This is a genomic window from Streptococcus suis, from assembly GCF_016775005.1.
GTDB lineage: Bacteria > Bacillota > Bacilli > Lactobacillales > Streptococcaceae > Streptococcus > Streptococcus suivaginalis.
Map to the genome: position 1 here is coordinate 66,121 of NZ_JAEUXI010000007.1, position 25,210 is coordinate 91,330.

Annotated in this window: 13 protein-coding genes and 1 pseudogene; 1 reads left to right on the forward strand and 13 read right to left on the reverse strand. The window is 42.2% G+C overall.

All coding sequences use genetic code 11. The features are described 5' to 3' along the window. The first annotated feature begins 9 nt into the window (after nucleotides 1-9). Complete coding sequence (locus JNG37_RS08480) at nucleotides 10-396, forward strand: DUF6176 family protein (RefSeq protein ID WP_158457289.1); 387 nt, start codon at nucleotides 10-12, stop codon at nucleotides 394-396. A 25-nt stretch (nucleotides 397-421) separates the two neighbouring features. Here JNG37_RS08480 and JNG37_RS08485 read toward each other — a convergent pair whose 3' ends face one another. The 13 genes and pseudogenes from JNG37_RS08485 to JNG37_RS10020 form a co-directional block, all read right to left on the reverse strand. Next, nucleotides 422-763, reverse strand: a complete 342-nt coding sequence (locus JNG37_RS08485) for a metal-sulfur cluster assembly factor (RefSeq protein ID WP_158457287.1) — start codon at nucleotides 761-763, stop codon at nucleotides 422-424. Nucleotides 764-852: 89 nt separating this feature from the next. Next, nucleotides 853-1,020, reverse strand: coding sequence for a hypothetical protein (locus tag JNG37_RS08490; protein WP_172095958.1), 168 nt, complete (start codon nucleotides 1,018-1,020; stop codon nucleotides 853-855). After that, entirely contained in the window at nucleotides 1,021-2,346 is a 1,326-nt protein-coding gene (gene gtfB, locus JNG37_RS08495; protein WP_158457285.1) for an accessory Sec system glycosylation chaperone GtfB, read from the reverse strand. Nucleotide 2,347: 1 nt separating this feature from the next. After that, nucleotides 2,348-3,847 carry an accessory Sec system glycosyltransferase GtfA gene (gene gtfA / locus JNG37_RS08500; RefSeq protein ID WP_158457283.1) on the reverse strand — a complete coding sequence of 500 codons (1,500 nt, stop codon included), beginning with the start codon at nucleotides 3,845-3,847 and terminating at the stop codon, nucleotides 2,348-2,350. A 15-nt stretch (nucleotides 3,848-3,862) separates the two neighbouring features. Further along, nucleotides 3,863-6,241: an accessory Sec system translocase SecA2 gene (gene secA2, locus JNG37_RS08505; protein WP_158457281.1), complete on the reverse strand. Its 2,379-nt coding sequence runs from the start codon at nucleotides 6,239-6,241 to the stop codon at nucleotides 3,863-3,865. 13 nt (nucleotides 6,242-6,254) lie between these two features. Next, entirely contained in the window at nucleotides 6,255-6,797 is a 543-nt protein-coding gene (gene asp3, locus JNG37_RS08510; RefSeq protein WP_158457279.1) for an accessory Sec system protein Asp3, read from the reverse strand. Continuing rightward, entirely contained in the window at nucleotides 6,797-8,371 is a 1,575-nt protein-coding gene (gene asp2 / locus JNG37_RS08515; protein ID WP_158457277.1) for an accessory Sec system protein Asp2, read from the reverse strand. Before asp2 ends, asp3 begins: the two co-directional genes overlap by 1 nt. Nucleotides 8,372-8,375: 4 nt before the next feature. Then, complete coding sequence (gene asp1 / locus JNG37_RS08520) at nucleotides 8,376-9,947, reverse strand: accessory Sec system protein Asp1 (RefSeq protein WP_158457275.1); 1,572 nt, start codon at nucleotides 9,945-9,947, stop codon at nucleotides 8,376-8,378. Nucleotides 9,948-9,957: 10 nt separating this feature from the next. After that, on the reverse strand, nucleotides 9,958-11,211 hold the full coding sequence (gene secY2, locus JNG37_RS08525) for an accessory Sec system protein translocase subunit SecY2 (RefSeq protein ID WP_158457273.1): 1,254 nt from the start codon (nucleotides 11,209-11,211) through the stop codon (nucleotides 9,958-9,960). A 571-nt stretch (nucleotides 11,212-11,782) separates the two neighbouring features. Beyond that, nucleotides 11,783-17,383: a DUF445 family protein gene (locus JNG37_RS08530; protein ID WP_449276441.1), complete on the reverse strand. Its 5,601-nt coding sequence runs from the start codon at nucleotides 17,381-17,383 to the stop codon at nucleotides 11,783-11,785. 759 nt (nucleotides 17,384-18,142) lie between these two features. Beyond that, nucleotides 18,143-18,373, reverse strand: a pseudogene (locus tag JNG37_RS10095) (accessory Sec-dependent serine-rich glycoprotein adhesin); the annotation flags it as partial. A gap of 278 nt (nucleotides 18,374-18,651) precedes the next feature. Next, nucleotides 18,652-21,402 carry a DUF445 family protein gene (locus JNG37_RS10015; RefSeq protein ID WP_330918996.1) on the reverse strand — a complete coding sequence of 917 codons (2,751 nt, stop codon included), beginning with the start codon at nucleotides 21,400-21,402 and terminating at the stop codon, nucleotides 18,652-18,654. A 304-nt stretch (nucleotides 21,403-21,706) separates the two neighbouring features. After that, nucleotides 21,707-25,177, reverse strand: coding sequence for a DUF445 family protein (locus JNG37_RS10020; RefSeq protein ID WP_330918998.1), 3,471 nt, complete (start codon nucleotides 25,175-25,177; stop codon nucleotides 21,707-21,709). Nucleotides 25,178-25,210 lie beyond the last annotated feature (33 nt).

Below are 25,210 nucleotides of genomic sequence, written 5' to 3' on the forward strand. Positions count from 1 at the left end.
GGAGAAAAAATGAAACTAAACGTCGAACTCTCCCGCTTTCGAGTCAAAGAAGGGAAAACTGCCAAAGTAGATGAATGGATGGCCTTTCTCAACGAGCACATGGAAGACACTCTTCTGACTCTTGAAGGAGAGAAAATGTATGTCGAAACCATCTTCCGTGAAGTACTGGACGGCCGCGAATACCTCTACTGGTACTCTGTCCAAGCCGAAGGAGGGATTGAAGTCGAAGATTCAGAATCCTATATTGATAAAAAACACATGGAATTTTGGGAAGAGTGCATCGACCCGAGCTATGGTATGGTAGATCTAACCCCTCAAGTCGTCATGATTCCTAAACCTATCTATGAAACCATGGAAGATTTAGACAGACAATACGATGAGACATTTAAAAAATGAGTTGCCAATGCAACTCATTTTCTTATTATTTAGGACTAATTCCCAAGGTAATCCGTCCCAGACGGCTGATCCGGGTCATCTTCCATGCCGGTGACCAAACGATTTCGACCTGGGCATCCTCAATTCCCTCAATGGTTTTCAAGGCTGCAACTAATTCTCCTGGCATGGTATCAGCGCAAGAACACCCTGCATCTGTAAAGGTCATGACAACCTTACAAAAACCAGCTTCATCCACTTGGATCTCATAAACTAAGCCCAGATTGTAAATATCCAGCTCAATCTCTGGATCATAAATCGTCTCTAATATCGGGACCAATTGGTCAGCAAGAGCAGCCGCTCGGTCATTCAAGAGTATATCATCTCGCATGGCTCTTCCCCCCCACATTCTTATTTGACATATTTTCTCACATTTTCATGCAATTTTCAAGATTTCAATTGGCTTGTAGGCAAGAATTTCTATAAGTAACGAAGGAGGGAGAAAATAACTGCCAAGGTCACAAGGAAAATGATGGTCAGGTAAAAATAATTCCGTCTCTGCTTGTTTTTCTTAGGCTCAACATAGCGAGCTTCCTTGATTTGTTTCTCAATCGCTTCATCCAATAAAGGATTGCGTTTCTCTGTCATTTAGCACTCCTCCTTCCCAAGTAACTGTTGGTATCCAGTAACAGATTCATTGCTTGTTTCTTCACGCTGCAAAGCCACCATCTGTGGATAAGATACTGCAAAGCCTGCCAAGGCCATCACCATGTCAGTTGGCTGGCTGGCATCAAAGCGGTGGGCAGCTGGAATCAGATCGCGGTTATGAATGGTTTGCTCAAAGGCCAAAATCACCATATTTTGCTCAAAGGCCTTGCGAACCGCATCCATTACTTCTCCACTATGATTGATATCGAGGTAGATATCGCATTCTTGGAACAACCGTTGCAGCTGTTTCTGTGAAATATTTGGATAGAGGGTAACATTTGACTTTGCTTCAAAAGCCATCAATCGTTGAGACATTTCTGTCAATGCACCAATATGGAAGTGGAAGTCTGGTAGTGCTTGAGTTAGCTCCTCTAATTTCTCAATTTGATCTGAGTTAGTAAGGATAAGGATTTCCTTTCGTCCAGCATTCTCACGCAAACTTGGATAGATATAACCTAGGTAAGCAATCTTGGCCTTTTGTTCCTCCGGCAAGAGATCCATCATCTTCTGATAAACCTGACGCTGCTGTACCAAAACACGTTGTGTACGAACGTGGGAAGAATTCAACATGACTTTCATGTTTCCTGGAATGTCCTCCTGGATACCTTCCTGCCAAAAGAGGATATCTTGACCTGCTTCTGGACTGTTGTAGGAGAGGAAAAATGGAGTCGATAAAGAGTTGTACCAAATCTCTGACAATTCCCAGCCCATTTCCGCAAAATAATGGCGGAACAATTCCACACGATTGTCAAAGAAATACACTTTCCCTTGCCAGTTTAACTGAATGTCACCTGTCATGAAATTCTCAACCAAGACCTCTTGTTTTGCCTGATTGAAATAAATACGGCTAGTCACCTTCTGCTCGGCATTAAAATAGGTTCGTGCAAACAACCAACCAAAGCGATTGTAGTGGTCTGTAAAACGTACCTTTTCATTTGGTCCAAACCAGTCAACATTTTTGATGCGACGGAGGTGCTTGGGTTCGGCATAAAAAATCTTTGCCTTCCGTTGGCTGTAATCCCAGACTTCCCCATCACCATTGGTCCCTGTAATTTCCCAAAAAGGAGGGACTTGGAGTTGGTTGAAATAAAGCGAGCGCCCCTGACCTGTCTCCATTTGGCAATAGTATGAATAGGCAGAGGTCACTCCCTCTGGTAGAAAACCATCATCATTAATGACAACGACAGGACCTTGAAAACCTGCCTGAGTCAGTGAATAATACAGATCCTTACTGGCCTGATGGAAGCTATCATATAATTGAATCATTTTAAACCTCCTCAATAAAGCGCAACCACGCTTTTTCCAATTCGACCGTCAGAAATTCCTTGGCACGGTCATAGGATGCCGCCTGCCAGTCTTCCAGCTGACCTGATTGGAATAGGTCCAGCAGTTTTTCGGCAAAGAGTCGGCCATAGACAGTCGGATCATCAATGTCCAAACGACTGATCAAGCTACCATTTTGCCCATCCTGCACAAAGGTTTGGTTGCCATAAGGAACATCCAAGCCAATAATCGGCAGCCCAGAACCAATGGCTTCCATCAAGGTCAAACCAAAACCTTCTGAAGTCGAACCTGCCAAGTAGGCTTGGTAGTGTTTATAAACCTCTGTTAAATCATGGTGCCCCATTAAGCGAATAAAAGAGGAAGCATCGTGTTCTTTGATCATGGCTTCCAAGCGGCTACGTTGCCCACCCTCACCATAAATATCAAACTGAAGGTCTGGCAAGTGTTTTTGGGCCTGAATCACCGCATCCACCAACCAATCAATGTGTTTCTCACTAGCCAGTCGCGAACAGGTCACCAAGGAGAAAGGACGACGGTCCCCTTCGGGCTGGCGCAATTCATCCAAACTACCAACTGGTAAAGTAAAAATTTTCGGACGGAAAGGCGTATAGGTCTCAAATTGGGCCGCCAGCGTTTCCGCTTGCGCCTTGGTTGAGGTAATAAAGGCATCAATCTTATCCGCATTCGAAAACTGATATTCGTAATAGTTATTCCAAAGAATGGTTTCTTCCGTCACAGAATTCATATTGTAATGCTCTGCATGAATCACGACTGCCACACGGGCCTCTCCTCGGTGGCGCAGAATCGCCTGACCTGTCCCAGTAGCACGATCAATCAAGATAATGTCCTCTTTTGTCAGAGCCAATCGGTCCAGCATGCGACCAATCAACTCCTCTTTTGTCCAGAGGATAGCATCAGGAAAACGGAAGATACTCTGGTCACCAGAACAGTTTTCTTCATAGGCGATAGAACCATCTTCGTTGAAAAAGACCCGCACATGTAAAACAGGTGCATTATCAACTGGAGCATAGTATTCCGAAAACATCTTGGTATAGCTATAGTAGTCCTTGCGAATCAGCTTCCCTTTGGAAAGAAACTCTACCTTTTGCACATAGTCTGGATGATTTTTCCGTGTAAAAACCAAGATGACCAAGTCCTTGTCTTTATGCTGATATTTGACGGATTCAGGGCTCTGTGAAACCTTGGTAAAATCAGAATCTAGACTAGCTTCAAACTCCGTCAAAGGATAGGTTGTCGCTGCAATCTTGACATCGGTAAAAAAGCCATAGAGCCAGATAATTTCCTGGTCTTCAAAGCCAATATTGGCTGTAAAATGAGCCAGGTTTTCTCCTTGAAACATGTCTGTAAAAATAAATTTACTATCTTGGCCAATCTTTCTAAAAATGCTGGCCCGATAGGCTTGGGCATACTCTACTCCGCTGCTAGCCCAACCAATTCCACGGTTGACATTATAAATGGTCATCTTCTGTTCCTTTTCTTACACAAAATAAATAGAATGTTTTCCATCTTTCGATTGCTCTATGGTACTGAGCATAACATTTCGAGCGATTTTCTGTTTGACAAAATCAGACATCTGTTTGTAGGAACGCAGGGATTCTTGGTAGTATTCGGACATCCCATCCCTCTGGGCTGTAGATCGTGTTGTGACAACCCCCTTCAATTGTTGGAGACTGTCAACTTCTTCGACCCAGCACTCATCAATTGCCTTCAAAACAGACAAACGATAGAACTCTGACAAAGCTTCTTCTGACTGCAAAAGCGTCCCTTTTTTATCCACTTCTTCTTCCACCAATTTTAACAAATAGTTCTTAACGTCCTGGTCATCATCCAAGTCTAAAGCTCTTGGGAAATACCTGAAAGCATAGCTATAGTTGTCCAAGATATAGCGGCGTAGCTGATGGCGTGTTCGCTCCTTATTCTCGGCCAAATAGGAATCAATTACTTCTTCCATGATCTGGCGGACATTTCCCGCCAAGTTCTCATCATCAAGAATCAAGCGGTCCCGCAAGCCGTAAATCTTCTGGCGCTGGACCCGCAGGCTTTCATCAAAGCGAATAGTTGATTGACGAGCGCTGACAGCGTTATCCTCACTCTTTTCTTGAGCTTGATGAATGGCCGCATGGAAGCGGCGACCTGTCAAAGCTCGACCATAATTTCTGCGATCTTCACGATTATGCTTTTTAAAGTATTTTTTGACCCATTCCGGACCATAGTTGGTCAACAATTCATCTTCCAAGGAGACAAAAAACTGAGACATGCCTGGTTCACCTTGACGACCTGCTCGACCGCGCAACTGCCAGTCCATCCGACTATTGGCCATCCGCTCGGTTCCAACAACTGCCAGACCACCCAATTTTTCCACGCCTGGTCCCAACTTAATATCAGTCCCACGGCCGGCCATGATGGTCGCACAAGTCACCGTTCCCAACTGACCAGCCTCTTTGATAATCAAGGCTTCTTTTGCCACGTTATTGGCTGTCAGCGTCGAATGAGCGATCCCTTCTTGCAAGAGCAGTTGCGAATAAATTTGGGTGATTTCCACAGTTCCAGAAATCAACAGCACAGGTTGTCCCTTGGCATGCAGCTCCTTAACTAGCTCCATTGTTGCATACAATTTCTCCGGAAGAGTGGTATAAATTTTATCTGGATAATCGATTCGTTGAATCGGTACATTGGTCGGAATGGAGACAACTGGAACCTTATAGGTCGAAATCAATTCATCCTCTGCCTGGTGTCCTGTCCCTGTCATTCCCGCAAGTTTAGGGAACATGTTGAAGAGGCTTTGATAGGTAACTGAGCCCATGGCACGACTTTCTTTGGTTTTCTTCACATTTTCCTTGGTTTCCAAGGCTTGGTGAATACCAGATTGTAGACGGGTACCTTCTAACACGCGTCCTGTTCGATTGTCCAAGAGCTTGACCTCATCATCCTGTACCACATAATCATGATTTTTCTTGTAGAGATAGTGGGCCCGTAAGGCTAGGTTGATATGGCGATTGAGCTCCCAGTTGTCTGCATTGTAAATACTCTCTTCTGCGAAATAGTGTTCCGCATAGTCATTGCCCTTGTCCGTCAAATAGACTTCCTTTTTATCTGGGTCAAAGTAAAACTCCTCTTCACCCAAAGTTAGAACAAACTGATCGCAGATATCGTACATATTGGATTGGACTCGAGGGGTCCCTGAGATGATAAGAGGAGTTTGGGCGCTATCTAGCAAAACCGCATCCGCTTCGTCAACGATAACATAGTTAAAGTCACGTAGGAACTTCTCGCTCTTTGAAGAGGCAAGGTTATCAGACAGGTAATCAAAACCCAGACCAGCACCTGTTACATAGGTGATATCGGCTCCATAGACCATTCGTTTGGTCTCTGCATCTCCTTCTTGGTCATCATCATAGACACCAAGACCAACAGTTAGGCCAAGAAACTCATAGACCTGCCCCATTTCCAGAGCGTCCCGCTTGGCCAGATACTCATTAGTGGTGACCAAAATTGCGCCTTTTCCTGATAGGGCATTGAGGTATAGGGGCATTGTCGCCGTCAGGGTTTTTCCCTCACCAGTCTTCATCTCCGCAATGGTCCCTTGATGGAGGGCAATTCCCCCCATCACCTGCACATCATAAGGAAATTGACCTAGGACACGGTAACAGGCTTCCCTACAAACCGCAAACGCTTCTACCAGCATATCGTCTAGGTCCTCACCTGCTTCCAAGCGCGCCTTAAAGAGACTTGTTTGATTCGCCAAGTCTTGATTGGTCATCCCTTCGTAGGTATCGGACAGAGCATTGATCTGTCTGGTTAATTTTTTAATCTTTCTCAACCGAATCTGATTCAGTAAAGAAGTCTTGTATTGCATGGTTGCTATTCCTTTATCCTTTTGGGTGAATCAAGCGGCTCACCAATCTTAGTTCTTCAGGTTCCTGACCTGAGGTGTAACTGCTGACCTGATTTCTTTCTACCAAAGGTTTGGTGCTATTTTCAGGTCCATAAATCGCAATATGGAAGAATTCCACCTGTCGACATCCTGCACTCATCAGGGAAATCCGATAAGTGAAGGCATCTTTAGGAAAGGTAAATTCTTCTTGCCCATTTCTGAGGATATCCCGTTGGATTTCCTCATTCTGGCGATTGAAATATTGAATTTGAAAATAGGCGGTCTGTTCAGGCGTGATGGTGACCTTTTGCTCTAGGCGATAGGTAACTCCTGGATAGAGCAAGGGAAGTTCTGGACAGGAACGATTGGCCTGGTAATTGGTTCGAGACCGCCAAGTTTTAATAGGTTTACCTGGTGAGAAATGAAGGTTCTCAAAGAAAATCGAGTCTTCCTGTATCTGGATTATTGAACCGTACAGGTAGTTTACACCTGGAGTTACTCCTGTCCAGAGTAATTTTTGCACTAACGCTTCTACCATTACATGTCCCTTCCAAAATCATTTTTTAGAATCTTATGGTACTGAGCCATAAACCAACGGTTGATGGCACGACTATTGTCATTGTGTCGGCCTTCATACCCCTTACAGAAAATATGGACATCCTTATCCGCCAAATAATCAATCAGGCGTTCCATAGCATGGCCATCATAGTCATCCTGCTCCATATACGCAATCGCAAATTGAGTCGTATGAAAATCTGATTCACCAAATTTATCCCAGAATCGTTGGTTAAAGGCTTCAACTGAGGCAGAATCAGCTCCACCGACAACATTACGAATCATGTCACCACTGGTAGTAAACTCATCCGGACGTTTCAATTTTGCATTTGTCACTGTTTCACCTAAGTTTGTAAAAGGCTTGCCCACAATAACAGCGTGAGGATTAAAATAAGAAGAATAGTAGAGACCTCCGAATGCCCCCATTGATAGACCTGAAAGAATCAACTGTTGCTTTTCAAAACCAAGGTAATCTAAGGCATCCTCAATTGCTTTTTGGACCCCTTCTTCTAATTCATCTGTTCCAGAATAGAAGCATCCACCCTCCAAACGCGGATCGGCTACGAGTAGAAAGGGAGCTCCCAAGCGTTTCATCATGAAGAAACCTTCAAATCCTTCCGCTCCCCGAAAACCAGAGAAATAAACATTCAAAGGAGGTTTCATATCACCTGGGTTAAAGTAATGAAAAATTTCTTGGCGCTTGGCATCCGAATGGCGCTTCCCCCCTAAGACAAAACGACCAAGTCCAGAACGCGAATAACGCCAATGGAGTACACCTGTCTTGATAGATCCTGTCCCTCTGGCAGAAACAGACACACTATAGAAACCAACCTCTGGATGTCGTGCTAGAACATAAGGTTCTTTCATTTCTTCTTCACTCAAGATCTGTTTCTCAAAAACATCCGCTAAAGAACCCTTACGGATCAGATCCAACTCCAGACGAAGTTCACAGTCACCATTTTTTATATATTCCAACCAGATTTCAAGAGACATTGGAAAAGTACTCAGATTGTAGCGAAAGGTCAGCAAGGGTTGGAAATCCTCCCCGAAATCACCTGTAAACGTAACACCGACATTGCCCTCATAATCAACTTGACCCGTAAAGTTGGGATTGACATCAATCTCAGGGATCTTTAACTTTGCCCCATATTGTCCTGAAAAGAGATTCATATGGAGAAAGGCAATCAACTCTTCCTGACTTCCCTGTATCGGTAGGTAAGACATCACCTTTCTGCGGTAAAAACCAGTCGGAGTTATATCAAAGATCTCCACATTTTCTGTCATAAAGACAGCGTAAGCTTCGATGCAATTCATCAATGGTTCAAGTTGCTTTTCCGACAGGGAATCGGTTACCAGGATTCCTGTAAAATAAAGAGGGACCTTGAGATTTTCTCCCATTTCTGCTAATTTTTCAGCAGGAATTTTTGCCAAAGCTGCATCGTTTAAGTCTTGGAGAAGGTCTGTAATGCCTTCTGCACTCGTATAAAGCCATTCCAGGTCTGCTGGAAGCTCCTTTCCTTTCGACCAATCCTGGCTTCCTATCTGTAAAATTTTCATTCTGTTAGCCTTTATTTTCTAATAATTCTTTCCACTGATCAATAATGCGACCGCTAGTGTAGTCCCCCATTTTTTGAACAGTTGAAACAAGGGACCTATTCCAATTTGTCAGACCATCAAAGTAATAAGCGACTGCTTCTGTCAGATCTTTTATTTCCGTCACAATCCAACCATTTTCTCCATGCGTTACATACTCTGAAGCTTGGCGATTGATTTGTGGAATTCCGGCGCTAATACTAGCAATCTGAGTATAAAGATGCGGAACCTGTCCCAAATCCAATACCAATCGGGTCGTATCTAATTGACGAATAATCTGATTTTCATTGGTAAAGGTATGGAAGCGAATGCTGGACAAGGTCATCTCTTGATCCTCTTCCAATTGGTTTTCTCCAGCTTCTTCCGATACTTCCATGAACCGTTCAAGTGTGTATTTTTCCTGCAGAAGAGCGATCAATTCACTTTCCAAAGCCTTCATATTGCGTGCACGTTCATAGCTGACAATGTCCAATTCAATCAAGGGATTTTCTTCCATTAATTGCAATAAAACCTGCAGGGTTTGTAAATAGTCTTCACGGCTTGCACCGTCTATCTGCCAGTAAATAATTAATTCCTTGATCGTCTGACTGCGTCCTAAACGCAAACGCGTATCAAACGGCGTCACCTTGCTGACATGGTGAGCAGAGGTTCCCAGCTGGGACAAACTGTACTCAAGAGCCAGCTTGTTTTTCTCCGAATCCACTACCAGGACATCACCTTCCTGAGCAAGACGCTTTAAGTCACTGCCCTCTTGGAGACTGTAACGGTCACCACTAAAAGACAACACTTTTTTCTGTTGTTCAAAAGCATCCAACAAGAGGCGATTGTGTTGTTCATGGACTGCCATAACCAAGTAGTCATGTTCTGTCATACGCAGACGTTTGAAGAAGAATAATTTCTCTAAAATCAAATCATCCCAACTCTCATAAACCAGCTGGAAGAATTCCTGATCTGCCCGTGGGTTGACGGTAATGAGTTTGGAAGCTTCTGCCAAGTGCTCACGAACCTGCCAGACCCCTCTTTCATTCAGATAGTCCTGATGGCTAGGCTGCCCATCTGAAAAATAAAGGATACTCGACAAAAATCCACGATCATCAAACATGTAATGGTAGGTGACTTCATTCTCCTTAAAGTATTCCACTTTCAAGAGATTGCCGTTTTCAGCAAAATGCACTTCCGCAATCCGTTCATCCCCAATTTTGACCAACAAGGCAAAGGGAGTATAGACAAAACGTGCCCCCTGTGGCCAAGTCAAATCCGTTACCTGGAGCACCTTGGTATTTTTGCTTTGGATATTTTGAATCTCGTCAAAGAAGGACCAGTAAGGGGTTGAAAGAATATCTTGGCGGTGCAAAAAATAGCGCAAATGGGGTTGGTACCCCAACAAGAGCATCATCGTTTCTTCACCCGCAGCCTGGAAGGTCTTCAATTGATTCACGGCATCGTCAAAGGTCAAATTTTCAATGACACGAAACCATAATGGGGCTTCCATATACCACTTACGATTTCCTTGATACCAGGATGGGACAAAATAAAACATAGTAACTCCTTTAAATAATCTCGTCGTATTCTCTCCATGAACGAAGAATACGAACCTGTTCCACTATGCCCAACAAAAGGGTAGTGACAATATAAATATTGTTGATCAACAGTGCGATACTGATTTGCCCTTGCTGGCTCCACACCAGGAGCAAGGGCACACCTCCCATCAAGCAGGTATAGATCGCACCAACCAAGGCTAAACGATTTAGATAGAAGGAAATGTACTTCCGAGTTGCCTCTCCTGGACGAACATTCTCGATATAGTCCCCGCTTTTCTGCATATTTTCCGCGACTTCAGTCGGGTCTATATTGAAGTAGGCAAAACCAATAGCTAAGATGAAGAGCAAGAAGATATACACCAGAATCCCGAGTAATTCTGAAATACTCACCTTCCCAACCAGATCTTTCAATATAGGATTTTCTGGAAAGACCTGCAACAGAGCTGAAATCAGAATTGGTGGCAAGGACATCAGCGTCATCGCATACATAAAAGGCATCCCTCCTGCCGGCGTCACCCGAATCGGGATATAGGTGGATTCGGCAAATGCACTGATAATCATAATCCGTCGAATCGGAATCCGGTACTCTGCTCGATAGACGACGACTGTAATCCAAATCAAGGCAGAAGCGATTAGTACAATCACCGCAATCGTCAACAAAAATTCGAGGCTCCCCAATCGATTTTCTGAAAAATACCGGATGATATTGATGATAAAGGTTAAAATCATGTTGGAGACAATAATAACCGATGGGCCTCCTAAGCCCTTACGGCCATTCACATTTGCCAACCACATGAGGACAAAACTACCGGCAATCATCACTACCATTGTAATTCCCCTTAAGATTGGGAGTGAATAGTCACCAAACTGACTAAACTGATAGTAATCCGATAGGGAACTAACCCCAATGGACTGGATCAAGGCTACAACAAACATCAGTAACATGCGGTAGCGATGGCTTTGTTGGGCAGTTAACCCTTTAATTGTCTTAAAGAGTGTCAAAAAACGCCACAAGATCATCCCTGTCATCCAAGGACTCAGCCCGAGAGAAAATAGATTCAGTGTCGAAAACTGACCACCTGTTACCATGGCCAAGTTCTCCAAGGCACTATCTAATTTATATGCACCCGCTTCAATGCCTGCAGCAGGAAGGGTTGCGATTGGGATATATTTCCCCAACATATAGACAAATACGATGCCCACCATCCAGGTCAGACGGTTAGCTAGAGTAGAAGAACGATAGTTTCTCCATATATTTTTCATAATATAAACTTCCTATTCCTTATCATATCTAGGGATAAGATATTATCCCCACATATGATAAATCGAAGTTGCCCTCGTCAAAGGGCAGCTTCGATTCAACTAGTATGACTTGTTCATTCTTATTCGCTATTTCAAGAAAAGTGTTAAAAAATCATTTTTTTAACTGCGTTTTTGCTCATGTCTTACTAGTTTTAAATATGTCCAAAAGAGTCTCCCAATTTTAGCACTATTGCTAGGCTAAGTCAATAAAAAGACTGTGAAAACACTAAGTTTTTCAATGAATACATTTTCAATTTTCCTACGGAAAATATAGCTAGTTGGCACTTATTTTTCCTTTTTTGAGGCTACTTTTTCTAGTCTACTATTTTAAGGTTAAATGAGTCTAAAAAATCTTATGCGCCAGCTTTTTCCATAAAAACTGCTAACCGTTCCCTTACTTATCTATTAGTGTACTGTTTCTTTGTCTATTATTCAACTGATTATCGGTTTTTTCCATATTTAAATCAGAATTTGATACAAAGAAAGTAGCTGGCATTTGCTAGCTACTTTTCTTTTTGCCTTCTAGCTTTGATTACTTTGCTTCTTCTTCGTCTTTTTTGCGACGTTTGTACAAACCACCAAACAAGAGGCCTGCTCCAAGCAATCCTGCCCAGGATGACGACTCCTCACCTGTACTTGGCAATGCTGCTGACTTACGAGGAAGCTGTGAATCCTGTGAAGGAGTTGATTCTGATACGGACTCTGAAATGGACTCTGAAATTGACTCAGAGACTGATTCAGAAATTGACTCTGATACTAACTCGGAGACTGATTCAGAAATTGATTCAGAGACTGACTCTGAGACTGATTCTGAAATTGACTCAGAGACGGATTCTGATACCGATTCTGAAATTGACTCGGATACAGATTCAGAAACTGACTCAGAGATGGACTCAGAGACTGATTCAGAAATGGACTCGGATACGGACTCTGAGACTGATTCAGAAACTGATTCTGAGATGGATTCTGAGACTGACTCAGAAATGGACTCAGAGACTGATTCAGAAACTGACTCTGATACTGATTCTGAGATGGACTCAGAAACTGATTCTGAGATTGATTCAGAAACTGACTCTGAAATGGATTCAGAAACTGACTCTGAAATGGATTCAGAAATTGACTCAGAGACGGACTCTGAAATGGATTCTGAGACTGACTCAGATACTGATTCTGAAATTGATTCAGAGATGGATTCTGAAACTGATTCGGAAATGGACTCTGATACTGATTCAGAGACTGATTCAGAGATGGATTCTGAAACTGATTCACTTACTGACTCAGAAATGGATTCTGAGACTGATTCTGAAATTGATTCAGAGATGGATTCTGAGACTGACTCAGAGACTGATTCTGAAATGGACTCAGAAACTGATTCTGAGATTGATTCAGAAACTGACTCTGAAATTGATTCACTTACTGATTCTGAAATGGACTCAGAAACTGATTCGGATACTGATTCAGAAATGGATTCTGAGACTGACTCTGATACTGATTCTGAAATCGATTCTGAGACTGACTCGGATACTGACTCTGAAATTGACTCAGAGATGGACTCAGATACCGATTCAGAGATGGATTCAGAAACTGATTCACTTACTGACTCAGAGATAGATTCTGAGACTGATTCACTTACTGACTCAGAAATGGACTCTGAGATGGACTCACTTACTGACTCTGAAATGGATTCGGATACTGACTCTGAAATGGACTCGGAAATTGATTCTGAGACTGATTCAGAAACTGATTCTGAAATTGACTCTGATACTGATTCAGAGATGGATTCTGAGACTGACTCGGAAACTGATTCTGAAACTGACTCTGAAATGGACTCTGATACTGACTCAGAAATTGACTCTGAAACTGATTCTGAAATGGACTCAGAAATTGACTCAGAGACTGATTCAGAAATGGACTCTGATACTGATTCAGAGACTGATTCAGAAATTGACTCTGATACTGATTCAGAGACTGATTCTGAAATGGACTCAGAAACTGATTCTGAGACTGATTCTGAGATGGATTCAGAAACTGATTCTGAAATGGACTCTGATACTGATTCTGATACTGACTCAGAGATGGACTCGGAAACTGATTCAGAGATAGATTCTGAGACTGATTCAGAGATGGACTCGCTTACTGACTCAGAGATGGATTCTGAAACTGATTCTGAGACTGACTCAGAGATTGATTCTGAAATGGACTCAGAAACTGACTCAGAAATGGATTCAGAAACTGATTCGCTTACTGATTCTGAGATGGATTCAGAAACTGATTCTGATACGGACTCGCTGACTGACTCAGAGATAGATTCAGAGACTGATTCGGAGACTGACTCTGAGATGGATTCGGATACCGACTCAGAAACTGACTCGGATACTGATTCAGAGATGGACTCACTTACAGACTCTGAAATGGATTCTGAGACTGACTCAGAGACTGATTCTGAAATTGATTCAGAAACTGATTCTGAGATGGACTCACTTACAGACTCTGAAATTGATTCGGAGACGGATTCAGAAATGGATTCAGAAATGGATTCAGAAACTGATTCACTTACTGACTCAGAGACGGATTCTGAAATTGACTCGGAAACTGATTCACTTACTGACTCAGAAATTGATTCGGAGACTGACTCAGAGACGGATTCTGAGACTGATTCAGAAACTGATTCTGAGACGGACTCTGAAACTGATTCACTTACTGACTCAGAGATGGACTCTGAAACTGATTCGGAAATTGACTCGGAGACTGATTCAGAAATGGATTCTGAGACTGACTCGGATACTGATTCAGAGATGGACTCACTTACAGACTCTGAAATGGATTCTGAGACTGACTCAGAGACTGATTCTGAAATTGATTCAGAAATGGATTCTGAGACTGACTCGGATACTGATTCAGAGATGGATTCTGAGACTGATTCAGAAACTGATTCTGAGATGGACTCAGAGACGGATTCTGAGATTGACTCTGAAACTGATTCTGAAATTGACTCGGAGATTGATTCCGAGACGGATTCTGAAACCGATTCGGAGATGGATTCGGAGACTGACTCTGATACTGACTCTGATACTGACTCAGAGACTGATTCAGAAACTGATTCTGAGATTGACTCACTTACAGACTCAGAGATTGATTCTGATACTGATTCGGAGATGGACTCAGAAACTGATTCAGAAATGGATTCTGAGACTGACTCTGAGATGGATTCGGATACCGACTCGGATACTGATTCAGAGATGGACTCACTTACAGACTCTGAAATGGATTCTGAGGCTGACTCAGAGACTGATTCTGAAATTGATTCAGAAACTGATTCTGAGATGGACTCAGAGACTGATTCTGAGATTGACTCTGAAACTGATTCAGAAATGGACTCTGAGACGGATTCAGAAATGGACTCTGAGACGGATTCAGAAATGGATTCTGAGACTGACTCAGAAACTGATTCAGAAATGGATTCTGAGACTGACTCGGATACTGATTCAGAGATGGATTCTGAGACTGATTCAGAAACTGATTCTGAGATGGACTCTGAGACGGATTCAGAAATGGATTCTGAGACTGACTCTGAAATGGATTCTGAGACGGATTCAGAAATGGACTCTGAAACTGATTCAGAAATGGATTCTGAGACTGACTCAGAAATGGATTCGCTTACTGATTCAGAAACTGACTCTGAGACTGATTCTGAGATTGATTCAGAGACTGATTCTGAAATGGACTCAGAAACTGACTCTGAGATGGATTCTGAGACTGACTCTGAGATTGATTCAGACACTGACTCAGAAATGGATTCAGAGACTGACTCAGAAATGGATTCAGAGACTGACTCAGATACCGATTCAGAAATTGATTCTGATACTGACTCTGATACTGATTCGCTGATTGATTCACTTACAGATTCAGATACTGATTCGCTGATTGATTCTGAGACGGATTCACTTACAGATTCAGATACTGACTCAGAGATTGATTCAGATACCGATTCTGAAATCGACTCTGATACTGATTCAGAGATTGATTCTGATACTGATTCTGATACAGACTCTGAAATGGATTCAGATACAGATTCTGAGATTGACTCTGATACTGACTCAGAAACGGATTCAGAAATTGATTCTGAGATAGATTCTGAGACTGACTCTGAGATTGATTCAGACACTGACTCAGAAACTGATTCAGAAACTGACTCAGACACTGACTCTGAAACGGATTCAGATACAGATTCTGAAACTGACTCAGAGATTGATTCAGACACTGATTCTGAGATTGACTCAGAGATTGACTCAGAGATTGACTCAGACACTGACTCTGATACTGATTCTGAAATTGATTCTGAAATTGATTCAGAAACTGACTCTGATACTGATTCAGAAATTGATTCAGAAACTGACTCGCTCACTGATTCAGATACTGATTCTGAAACTGACTCTGATACTGATTCTGAAACTGACTCAGAGATTGACTCAGATACTGATTCTGAGATTGACTCAGAGATTGATTCAGAGATTGATTCAGAGATTGATTCAGAGATTGATTCAGAGATTGATTCAGACACTGACTCTGATACTGATTCTGAAATTGATTCAGAAACTGACTCTGATACTGATTCGGAAATTGACTCTGAGACTGATTCAGACACTGACTCAGAAACGGATTCACTGATTGACTCTGATACTGATTCAGAGATTGATTCTGATACTGACTCAGAGATTGACTCAGAAACTGACTCTGATACTGACTCACTTACTGACTCTGAGATTGATTCTGAAATGGATTCAGATACGGATTCGATAATTGACTCTGATACTGATTCTGAGATTGATTCTGAGACGGATTCTCTAACAGATTCAGAAATCGAATTTGAAAGGGATTCTGAATTTGACGTTGATTCTGAATTTGACAGTGACTCAGAATTTGAGATAGATTCTGAATTCGATGCTGATTCTGAGTTTGATGCTGATTCAGATTCCGACAATGATTTTGAATTTGAATTCGAAAGTGACTCAGACTCAGATGTATCAACTGTATACCAATGAGTCGTTTCGTTAACCAATGTAGACAATGGATTTCCCAAACCATACTGAGTCCCATAGTCATTCACACCTGTCGAACTAGAATTGGCCTGCCAAAGCCCCCAGTTACCATTCCTGTCTAAAGACTGTCTACCAAAGAAGAATCTTCCATACTGAGTGCCACCAAAAGCTGAACCCCCGGTCCAATACCCTATTAAACGCCAATTTTTAGCCGGACTAGTATAGAAGACCATAATACGTTGACCATTATACGTAGTCGTTGTATAACTTGGTTCAATAGTTGAATAAGTATTATAATTAGTCCCTGATGTTGAAGTCGAAGCTTTTATCTCACTTGTTTCAAATAACTTAATAAATCCAGTGGTATCTGTGCCATTCCAATCAACTGTACCTGTATAGGTTGGATCACGATAATATAAACTTCTTTTGATTGTCCCTTGATCATCAATGACTGTAATCAAGGTCTTCGTTCCCTGTTCTTCAACCTTACCGTGCATATAGGTAGTACCTGGAGTCAAAGCTCTGGTTGAAGTTGCATTTGTAGTCGTGGAATAGTCATAGCCAACAAATGAACGAACGCCAGATGGTGTCACTGTTTGTCCACCAATTGTCATGACAGAATAGGTAGCAATAATGGTACCGTCTGTTGTTTTATAATAGGTGGTATTTAGTGTATATGTTGGCACCAATGTAGTCCCATATACATTAGCTGAGCTGGTACTAAACCTTAATCCACCAGGGATTCCTGAAGCTGTTGCCAAGGAAGTGTCATAGGTAATAGTGATCGGTGAGTTATCAGAATCTAGAGTGCTTGGATAAGTAAAGGTTGCACTAGATCCAGGATCAATTTTATAAGATTCTAATACAGTACCAGTTTTACTTACCAATTCTGCCAGTACTGTGTAAGTACTTGGATCTTCATCTAATGAATAGCGAATATAAGCATTTAAAGCTGTACCGCCTGAACTCTTATGGTTTTGATCATAAGTATCTGTTGCTGTATAACTAAATGTATGCCAACCAGCTACACTTGTACCAGCATATGGCGATGAAAATGTCAAACCAGTCACTTTCGCCCCGTTAGCATCTGTCATTTCAGGGGTAGCTGTTGAAAGTGTATCAACTAAGATACCCTCACCCTCACCAACTTTAAGTGTTGCTGTCGTTGAAGTATTAAGAGCAAAAGTAATCACTCCGTCTTCATCATTTTCCAACAACAAAAGACCAATTGCTTGGTTGCTTGCTTGCAAACTGCTGATAATGGTAGCAAGGTCAGCTGCAGTCGCATCCGCATCTCCTAAGATGGTTTGAGCCAACAGCAGCTGATCACGACTGGTTCCAATTGCAGTTAGCAAGGCTTGGCTTGGTGCAGTTTGGTTACTTGCGATTTGTACTAAAACCTCTGCTTCCGAAACAACTTGCTCTAAGGTTTGCTTTTCTTCTACTACAGTTGTAGCGCCTGTTTCACTTGCTGGTGATTCACTTGTGCTGGTTTCAGAGCTTGTCGAACTTGATGGCGTAGTCGATACTGATTCAGATTCCGAATGTGATACAGAAGTTGATTCTGAAACAGAGAGCGACTCTGAAGCCGATTGACTTTCTGAGTTCGATACGGACTCTGATGAACTGAGCGATTCGGACTCCGAAATCGATGTCGATTCTGATGCTGAGGTTGACTCAGACTGACTCGCTGATTCGGAAATCGATGTCGATTCCGAGGAGCTTACTGAAATTGAGTCTGAGTTGACAACTGTCGTTAACACGACAGTATCTGCTTCTGCCAAGGTTGATGTACTTGTTTCTGATGTCGCGACAACTTCAGAAGCCATAACGGTTTCAACCGCGACATTCCCCCCCATAACAGTTCCCGCTGCTGCTAACCCGCGTAACAATTGGCTTGCGGTCATTGAACGTTTTGCAGTGGCAAGGTTGACCTCGGCTGAACTTGTCGAAGACTTGCCTCCAATACGCATCAAACCGATTTGCGACATGACTGTTCTCACCCAGTGCTTACCGGATTTATGCATTTTTACACGACTTTTTCGAGATACTTCGGTAAAGTCATCTTTTCTTTGCATTTTCATTCAAAGAAATCCCCCTGATGTTTCTTTATCATTTAGTGTCCTAAAAATGTCCTATTCCCCAATAGTCCCCCTAAATAATTTATCCATTATACCAATGAATTATACTAAAGTCAATGATTTTTACTGAAATGAAAACGGATTTTTCGTCTTTTACTTTCAAATTTAACATATTATTTCGACGTAGTTTTCAAAATAGATTTCTTTCATATATTTTTTAATCATTTTCATTTTTATATCAATAAAATCAAAAAACCAGTTGATTACAACTGGTTTCATGATTATTCTTGCTCTTCTTTTTGTTTTTTCTTTTTGAATAGTCCAAATAACAGCATTCCTCCGAGCAAGGAGAGGGAGGTTTGCGATTCCTGACCTGTGCTTGGCAAGGCTTGGAGCACAGATTCGGATAGGGATTGAGATGGAACTTGCTGAACAGGCGTAATCGCTTCAGTTCCAGAGACAGATTCCGACTCTGAGTAGTGCTCTGAAAGTGATAACGACTGACTAATAGAGTTGATATCCAAGGTTGGCAGCGGCGGATTGAGTAATCCCGGACCATGACTGTGGATTTCACGATCACTCTCGGAGACGGATTCTGAAATTGATTCAGAGACGGATTCTGAAATGGACTCAGAAATGGACTCGCTTACTGATTCAGAAATGGATTCAGACACTGACTCTGAAATGGATTCAGACACTGACTCTGAAATGGATTCTGAAACCGATTCTGAGATGGACTCTGAGACTGATTCTGAAATGGACTCGGATACAGACTCAGAGACTGATTCAGAAACTGACTCTGAAATTGATTCGGAGACGGATTCTGAGATGGACTCAGAAATGGACTCGGATACTGATTCTGAAACTGACTCTGAGACTGACTCTGAGACTGACTCTGAAATGGATTCTGAGACTGATTCGGAGACGGACTCTGAAACGGATTCTGAAACGGATTCTGAGACGGATTCTGAAATCGATTCTGAAATCGATTCTGATACCGATTCAGAAATTGACTCGGAGACTGACTCAGAGATGGATTCTGAGACTGACTCTGAGACTGATTCTGAAATTGACTCGGAGACTGATTCTGAAATTGACTCGGAGACTGACTCTGAAATTGATTCTGAGATGGATTCAGAGACTGATTCAGAGATCGATTCTGAAATCGATTCTGATACTGACTCAGAGACGGATTCTGAGATGGACTCACTTACAGACTCTGAAATGGATTCTGAGACGGATTCAGAAATGGATTCGGAGACTGACTCGGATACTGATTCAGAAACTGATTCACTTACTGACTCAGAAATTGATTCTGATACTGACTCTGAAACTGATTCTGAAATTGACTCAGATACTGACTCTGAAACTGATTCTGATACTGATTCTGAAATTGACTCAGAGACTGACTCTGAAATGGATTCTGAGACTGACTCAGAAATGGACTCGGATACTGATTCAGAAACGGACTCTGAAATGGATTCTGAGATTGATTCGGAAACTGATTCCGAGATTGATTCTGATACTGACTCTGAGATGGACTCAGAAACTGATTCAGAAATGGATTCTGACACTGACTCTGAAATTGACTCAGAGACTGATTCGGAAATGGATTCGGAGACTGATTCACCTAATGACTCAGAAATTGATTCTGATACTGATACTGATTCGGAGATTGACTCGCTTACAGACTCTGAAATGGATTCTGAGATTGATTCACTTACTGACTCAGAGATGGACTCAGAGACGGATTCTGAGACTGACTCGGAAATTGACTCAGAAACTGACTCAGAAACGGATTCTGAGATTGATTCTGAGACTGACTCAGAAATGGACTCGGAGACTGACTCAGAGATTGACTCACTTACAGACTCTGAAATTGACTCAGAAACTGACTCAGAGACTGATTCTGAAATGGATTCTGATACCGATTCAGAAATTGATTCTGAAACTGACTCTGAGATAGATTCTGAAATGGATTCGCTTACTGATTCTGAGACGGATTCTGAGACGGATTCTGAAATCGATTCGGAGACTGATTCAGACACTGATTCTGAAATTGACTCGGATACTGACTCTGAAATTGATTCGCTGACTGATTCTGAGATAGATTCTGAGACGGATTCTGAAATGGACTCTGATACTGACTCAGAGACGGATTCTGAGATGGACTCAGAAACTGATTCTGAGATGGATTCTGAGACTGACTCAGAGATGGATTCTGAGACTGACTCTGAAATGGATTCTGAGACTGACTCGCTCACTGACTCTGAAACTGACTCTGAAATGGATTCTGAGACTGACTCAGATACTGATTCAGAGATGGACTCTGAAACTGATTCAGAGATGGACTCTGAAACTGATTCACTTACTGACTCTGAGATGGACTCTGAGACTGACTCTGAAACTGATTCGCTGACTGATTCTGAGATTGATTCTGAAACTGACTCTGAAATTGACTCAGAAACTGATTCGGAGATTGACTCGCTTACAGACTCAGAAATGGATTCTGAGACTGACTCAGAAATGGATTCAGATACTGACTCAGAGATGGACTCAGAGACTGATTCAGAAATTGACTCTGATACTGATTCAGAAATGGATTCAGAAATTGACTCTGATACTGATTCAGAAACGGATTCTGAGATGGACTCGGATACGGATTCAGAGATGGACTCACTTACAGACTCTGAAATGGATTCTGAGACTGATTCGGAGATTGATTCAGACACTGACTCGGAAATGGATTCTGAGACTGATTCGGAGATTGATTCAGACACTGACTCGGAAATGGATTCTGATAGTGACTCTGAAACTGATTCGGAGATAGATTCTGAAACTGACTCGGAGATAGATTCTGAAATAGATTCAGACACTGATTCTGAGATAGACTCTGATACTGACTCAGAAATGGATTCTGAGATAGACTCTGATACTGATTCTGAGATGGACTCACTTACAGACTCGGAAATGGATTCTGAGATAGACTCTGAAACTGATTCAGAAATCGATTCTGAGATTGATTCTGACACTGACTCTGAGATTGATTCTGAGACGGATTCTGAGATGGACTCAGAGACTGATTCTGAGATAGATTCAGAGATTGATTCTGAGACGGATTCACTTACTGACTCTGATACTGATTCTGAAATGGATTCTGAGACTGACTCTGATACTGATTCTGAAATGGATTCTGAAACTGATTCAGAGATTGATTCTGAAACTGATTCGGAAATGGACTCTGATACTGATTCAGAGACTGATTCTGAGATTGATTCAGAAACTGATTCACTTACTGACTCAGAAATGGATTCTGAGACTGATTCTGAAATTGACTCAGAAACTGACTCTGAGATTGATTCTGATACNCGACTCAGAGATGGACTCGGAGACTGATTCTGAGATCGATTCAGAAACTGATTCTGAGATCGATTCTGAGACTGATTCAGAAACTGATTCTGATACTGATTCTGAGACTGATTCTGAAATTGACTCGCTGACTGACTCAGAAACTGATTCGGAGATTGACTCTGAGACTGATTCTGAGACTGATTCTGAGATCGATTCAGAAATTGATTCGGAGACTGACTCGCTGATTGATTCAGAGACTGATTCTGAGATCGATTCAGAAACTGATTCACTTACTGACTCAGAAATGGATTCTGAGACTGATTCTGAAATTGACTCAGAAACTGACTCTGAGATTGATTCAGACACTGACTCAGAGACTGACTCTGAGATTGATTCTGATACTGATTCTGAAATTGACTCTGAGACTGATTCTGATACCGACTCAGAGATGGACTCGGAGACTGATTCTGAGATCGATTCAGAAACTGATTCTGAGATCGATTCTGAGACTGATTCTGAAACTGATTCTGAGACTGATTCTGAAATTGACTCAGAAACTGACTCTGAGATTGATTCAGACACTGACTCAGAGACTGACTCTGAGATTGATTCTGAGACTGATTCTGAAATTGACTCTGAGACTGATTCTGATACCGACTCAGAGATGGACTCGGAGACTGATTCTGAGATCGATTCAGAAACTGATTCTGAGATCGATTCTGAGACTGATTCTGAAACTGATTCTGAGACTGATTCTGAAACTGATTCTGAGACTGATTCTGAAATTGACTCGCTGACTGACTCAGAAACTGATTCTGAGATTGACTCTGAGACTGATTCTGAGATGGACTCACTTACAGACTCTGAAATGGATTCTGAGACTGATTCTGAGATAGATTCAGAAATTGATTCGGAGACTGACTCGCTGATTGATTCTGAGACTGATTCTGAGATAGATTCTGAGATGGACTCGCTGACTGACTCTGAAATGGACTCAGAGATTGACTCAGAAACTGATTCTGAAATGGACTCGGATACGGACTCAGATACCGATTCAGTGATTGATTCTGAGACTGATTCTGAGATCGATTCAGAAATTGATTCGGAGACGGACTCTGAAACTGATTCCGAGACTGACTCAGAGATTGATTCTGAGACTGATTCTGAAATTGACTCAGAGACGGATTCTGAGACTGATTCTGAAATTGACTCAGAGACGGATTCTGAGACTGATTCTGAGATGGACTCACTTACAGATTCTGAGACGGACTCTGAAATGGATTCTGAGATAGATTCTGAAACTGACTCTGAGATGGACTCAGAGACTGATTCAGAGATAGATTCAGAGATTGATTCTGAGACTGATTCGGAGACTGACTCAGAGATGGATTCTGAGACTGACTCTGAAACTGACTCAGAGATGGATTCTGAGACTGATTCTGAAACTGACTCAGAGACTGATTCAGAAATGGACTCAGAAATTGACTCTGAGACTGACTCTGAGATGGACTCAGAGACTGATTCAGAAATGGACTCTGATACTGATTCTGAAATGGATTCAGAAATTGACTCTGATACGGATTCAGAGACTGATTCAGAAACTGACTCAGAGATGGATTCTGAGACTGATTCTGAGATTGACTCAGAGACTGATTCAGAGATTGACTCACTTACAGACTCTGAAATTGACTCTGAAACTGACTCTGAAACTGATTCTGAAATGGATTCTGAGACTGATTCTGAAATGGATTCTGAAACTGACTCTGATACTGACTCAGAGACTGATTCGGAAACTGACTCGGAGACGGACTCTGAGATTGATTCTGAGACTGACTCTGAAATGGATTCAGACACTGACTCAGAGATAGACTCTGAGACTGATTCTGACACTGACTCTGATACTGATTCAGAGATCGATTCTGAGACGGACTCTGAAACTGATTCTGAGATTGATTCAGAAACCGATTCACTTACTGACTCTGAAACTGATTCTGAAATTGACTCAGAAACTGACTCTGAAATGGATTCTGATACGGACTCTGAGACGGACTCGGAGACTGATTCTGAAATGGACTCAGAAATTGATTCTGAGACTGATTCGGAAACTGACTCTGAGATAGACTCAGACACTGATTCTGAAATGGATTCTGAGACTAATTCTGAGATGGACTCACTTACAGACTCTGAAATTGACTCGGATACTGATTCTGAAATGGATTCAGAGATTGATTCAGAAACTGACTCTGAAATGGATTCTGAGACTGACTCAGAGACTGATTCTGAAATGGACTCAGAAACTGATTCTGAGATTGATTCAGAAACTGACTCTGAAATTGATTCACTTACTGATTCTGAAATGGACTCAGAAACTGATTCTGAGACTGATTCAGAAATGGATTCTGAGATAGACTCAGAAACTGATTCGGAGACTGACTCAGAGATAGACTCAGAAACTGATTCAGACACTGACTCAGAGATAGACTCTGAGACTGATTCTGAGATGGATTCTGAGACTGATTCCGAAATCGATTCTGAGACTGACTCAGAAACTGATTCTGAAACTGACTCTGAAATTGACTCAGAGATAGACTCAGACACTGACTCGGAGACTGATTCACTTACTGACTCCAAGATGGATTCAGAGACGGATTGCTGAATAGAATTGGATAGCGACTCAGAAACGGATTCAGAGACGGATTGTCGAACGGATTCGGAGACGGACTCAAAGACGGATTCCGATACAGAAAGACTCAAACTCTCTGTCATAGACTGGTTCGGAGTATAGGTCAGGTTGACAACAACATCCTTGTAGTTTCCTTGATAGGTTTGCACACGAACGGTTACTGCATGTGTCCCAATCTCCATTTGATGAGAGGTAAGAACAGTATAAGTCAAACCCGCACCACTGACATTGGCAGTACCTGAACGAAGAGTTGCGCTCACGATTGCAGTAATTTCCGCATCTGTGAATTTTACGCCATATTCGCGTGTTGCACTTCCGCCTTGTACATCCATAAAATACTGTCTAAATGGGGTCGAAAGGCTTGTAAGCCCTGCAGCATTTGTCGCTCTCACTTGGTTGGTATACAAACCAAGCGCTGCACTGGCACTTGGCGTACCACTGACTACACCAGAGGTAGAAATAGCTAATCCCTTACTATTTTCAGACACACCATTCGATAAGTTAAGGGTAATACGAACAGCCGTAATCGCACTCTCTGGATCAGTGATCGTCGTCACCTGTATTGGGGTTGTCATTGTCACACCACGGAAAACATAAACATCCGTTGTAGCCGAGAAGGTGGGCGCTGTCGTGTCAGTTGCTCTAAAACCAGTTCCTACCTGACCGCTAACCCCAACAAGCTGTTGGTAACGACCTGTTAGATTGTTGGCTGCTTGAGCTAGGGACTTGGTTAATGCATCCAATCGTTCTTGACTCAATTGGCTGTCTAACATAGCTGATTTTGCTGCCGCTAGTTGCACATTGGC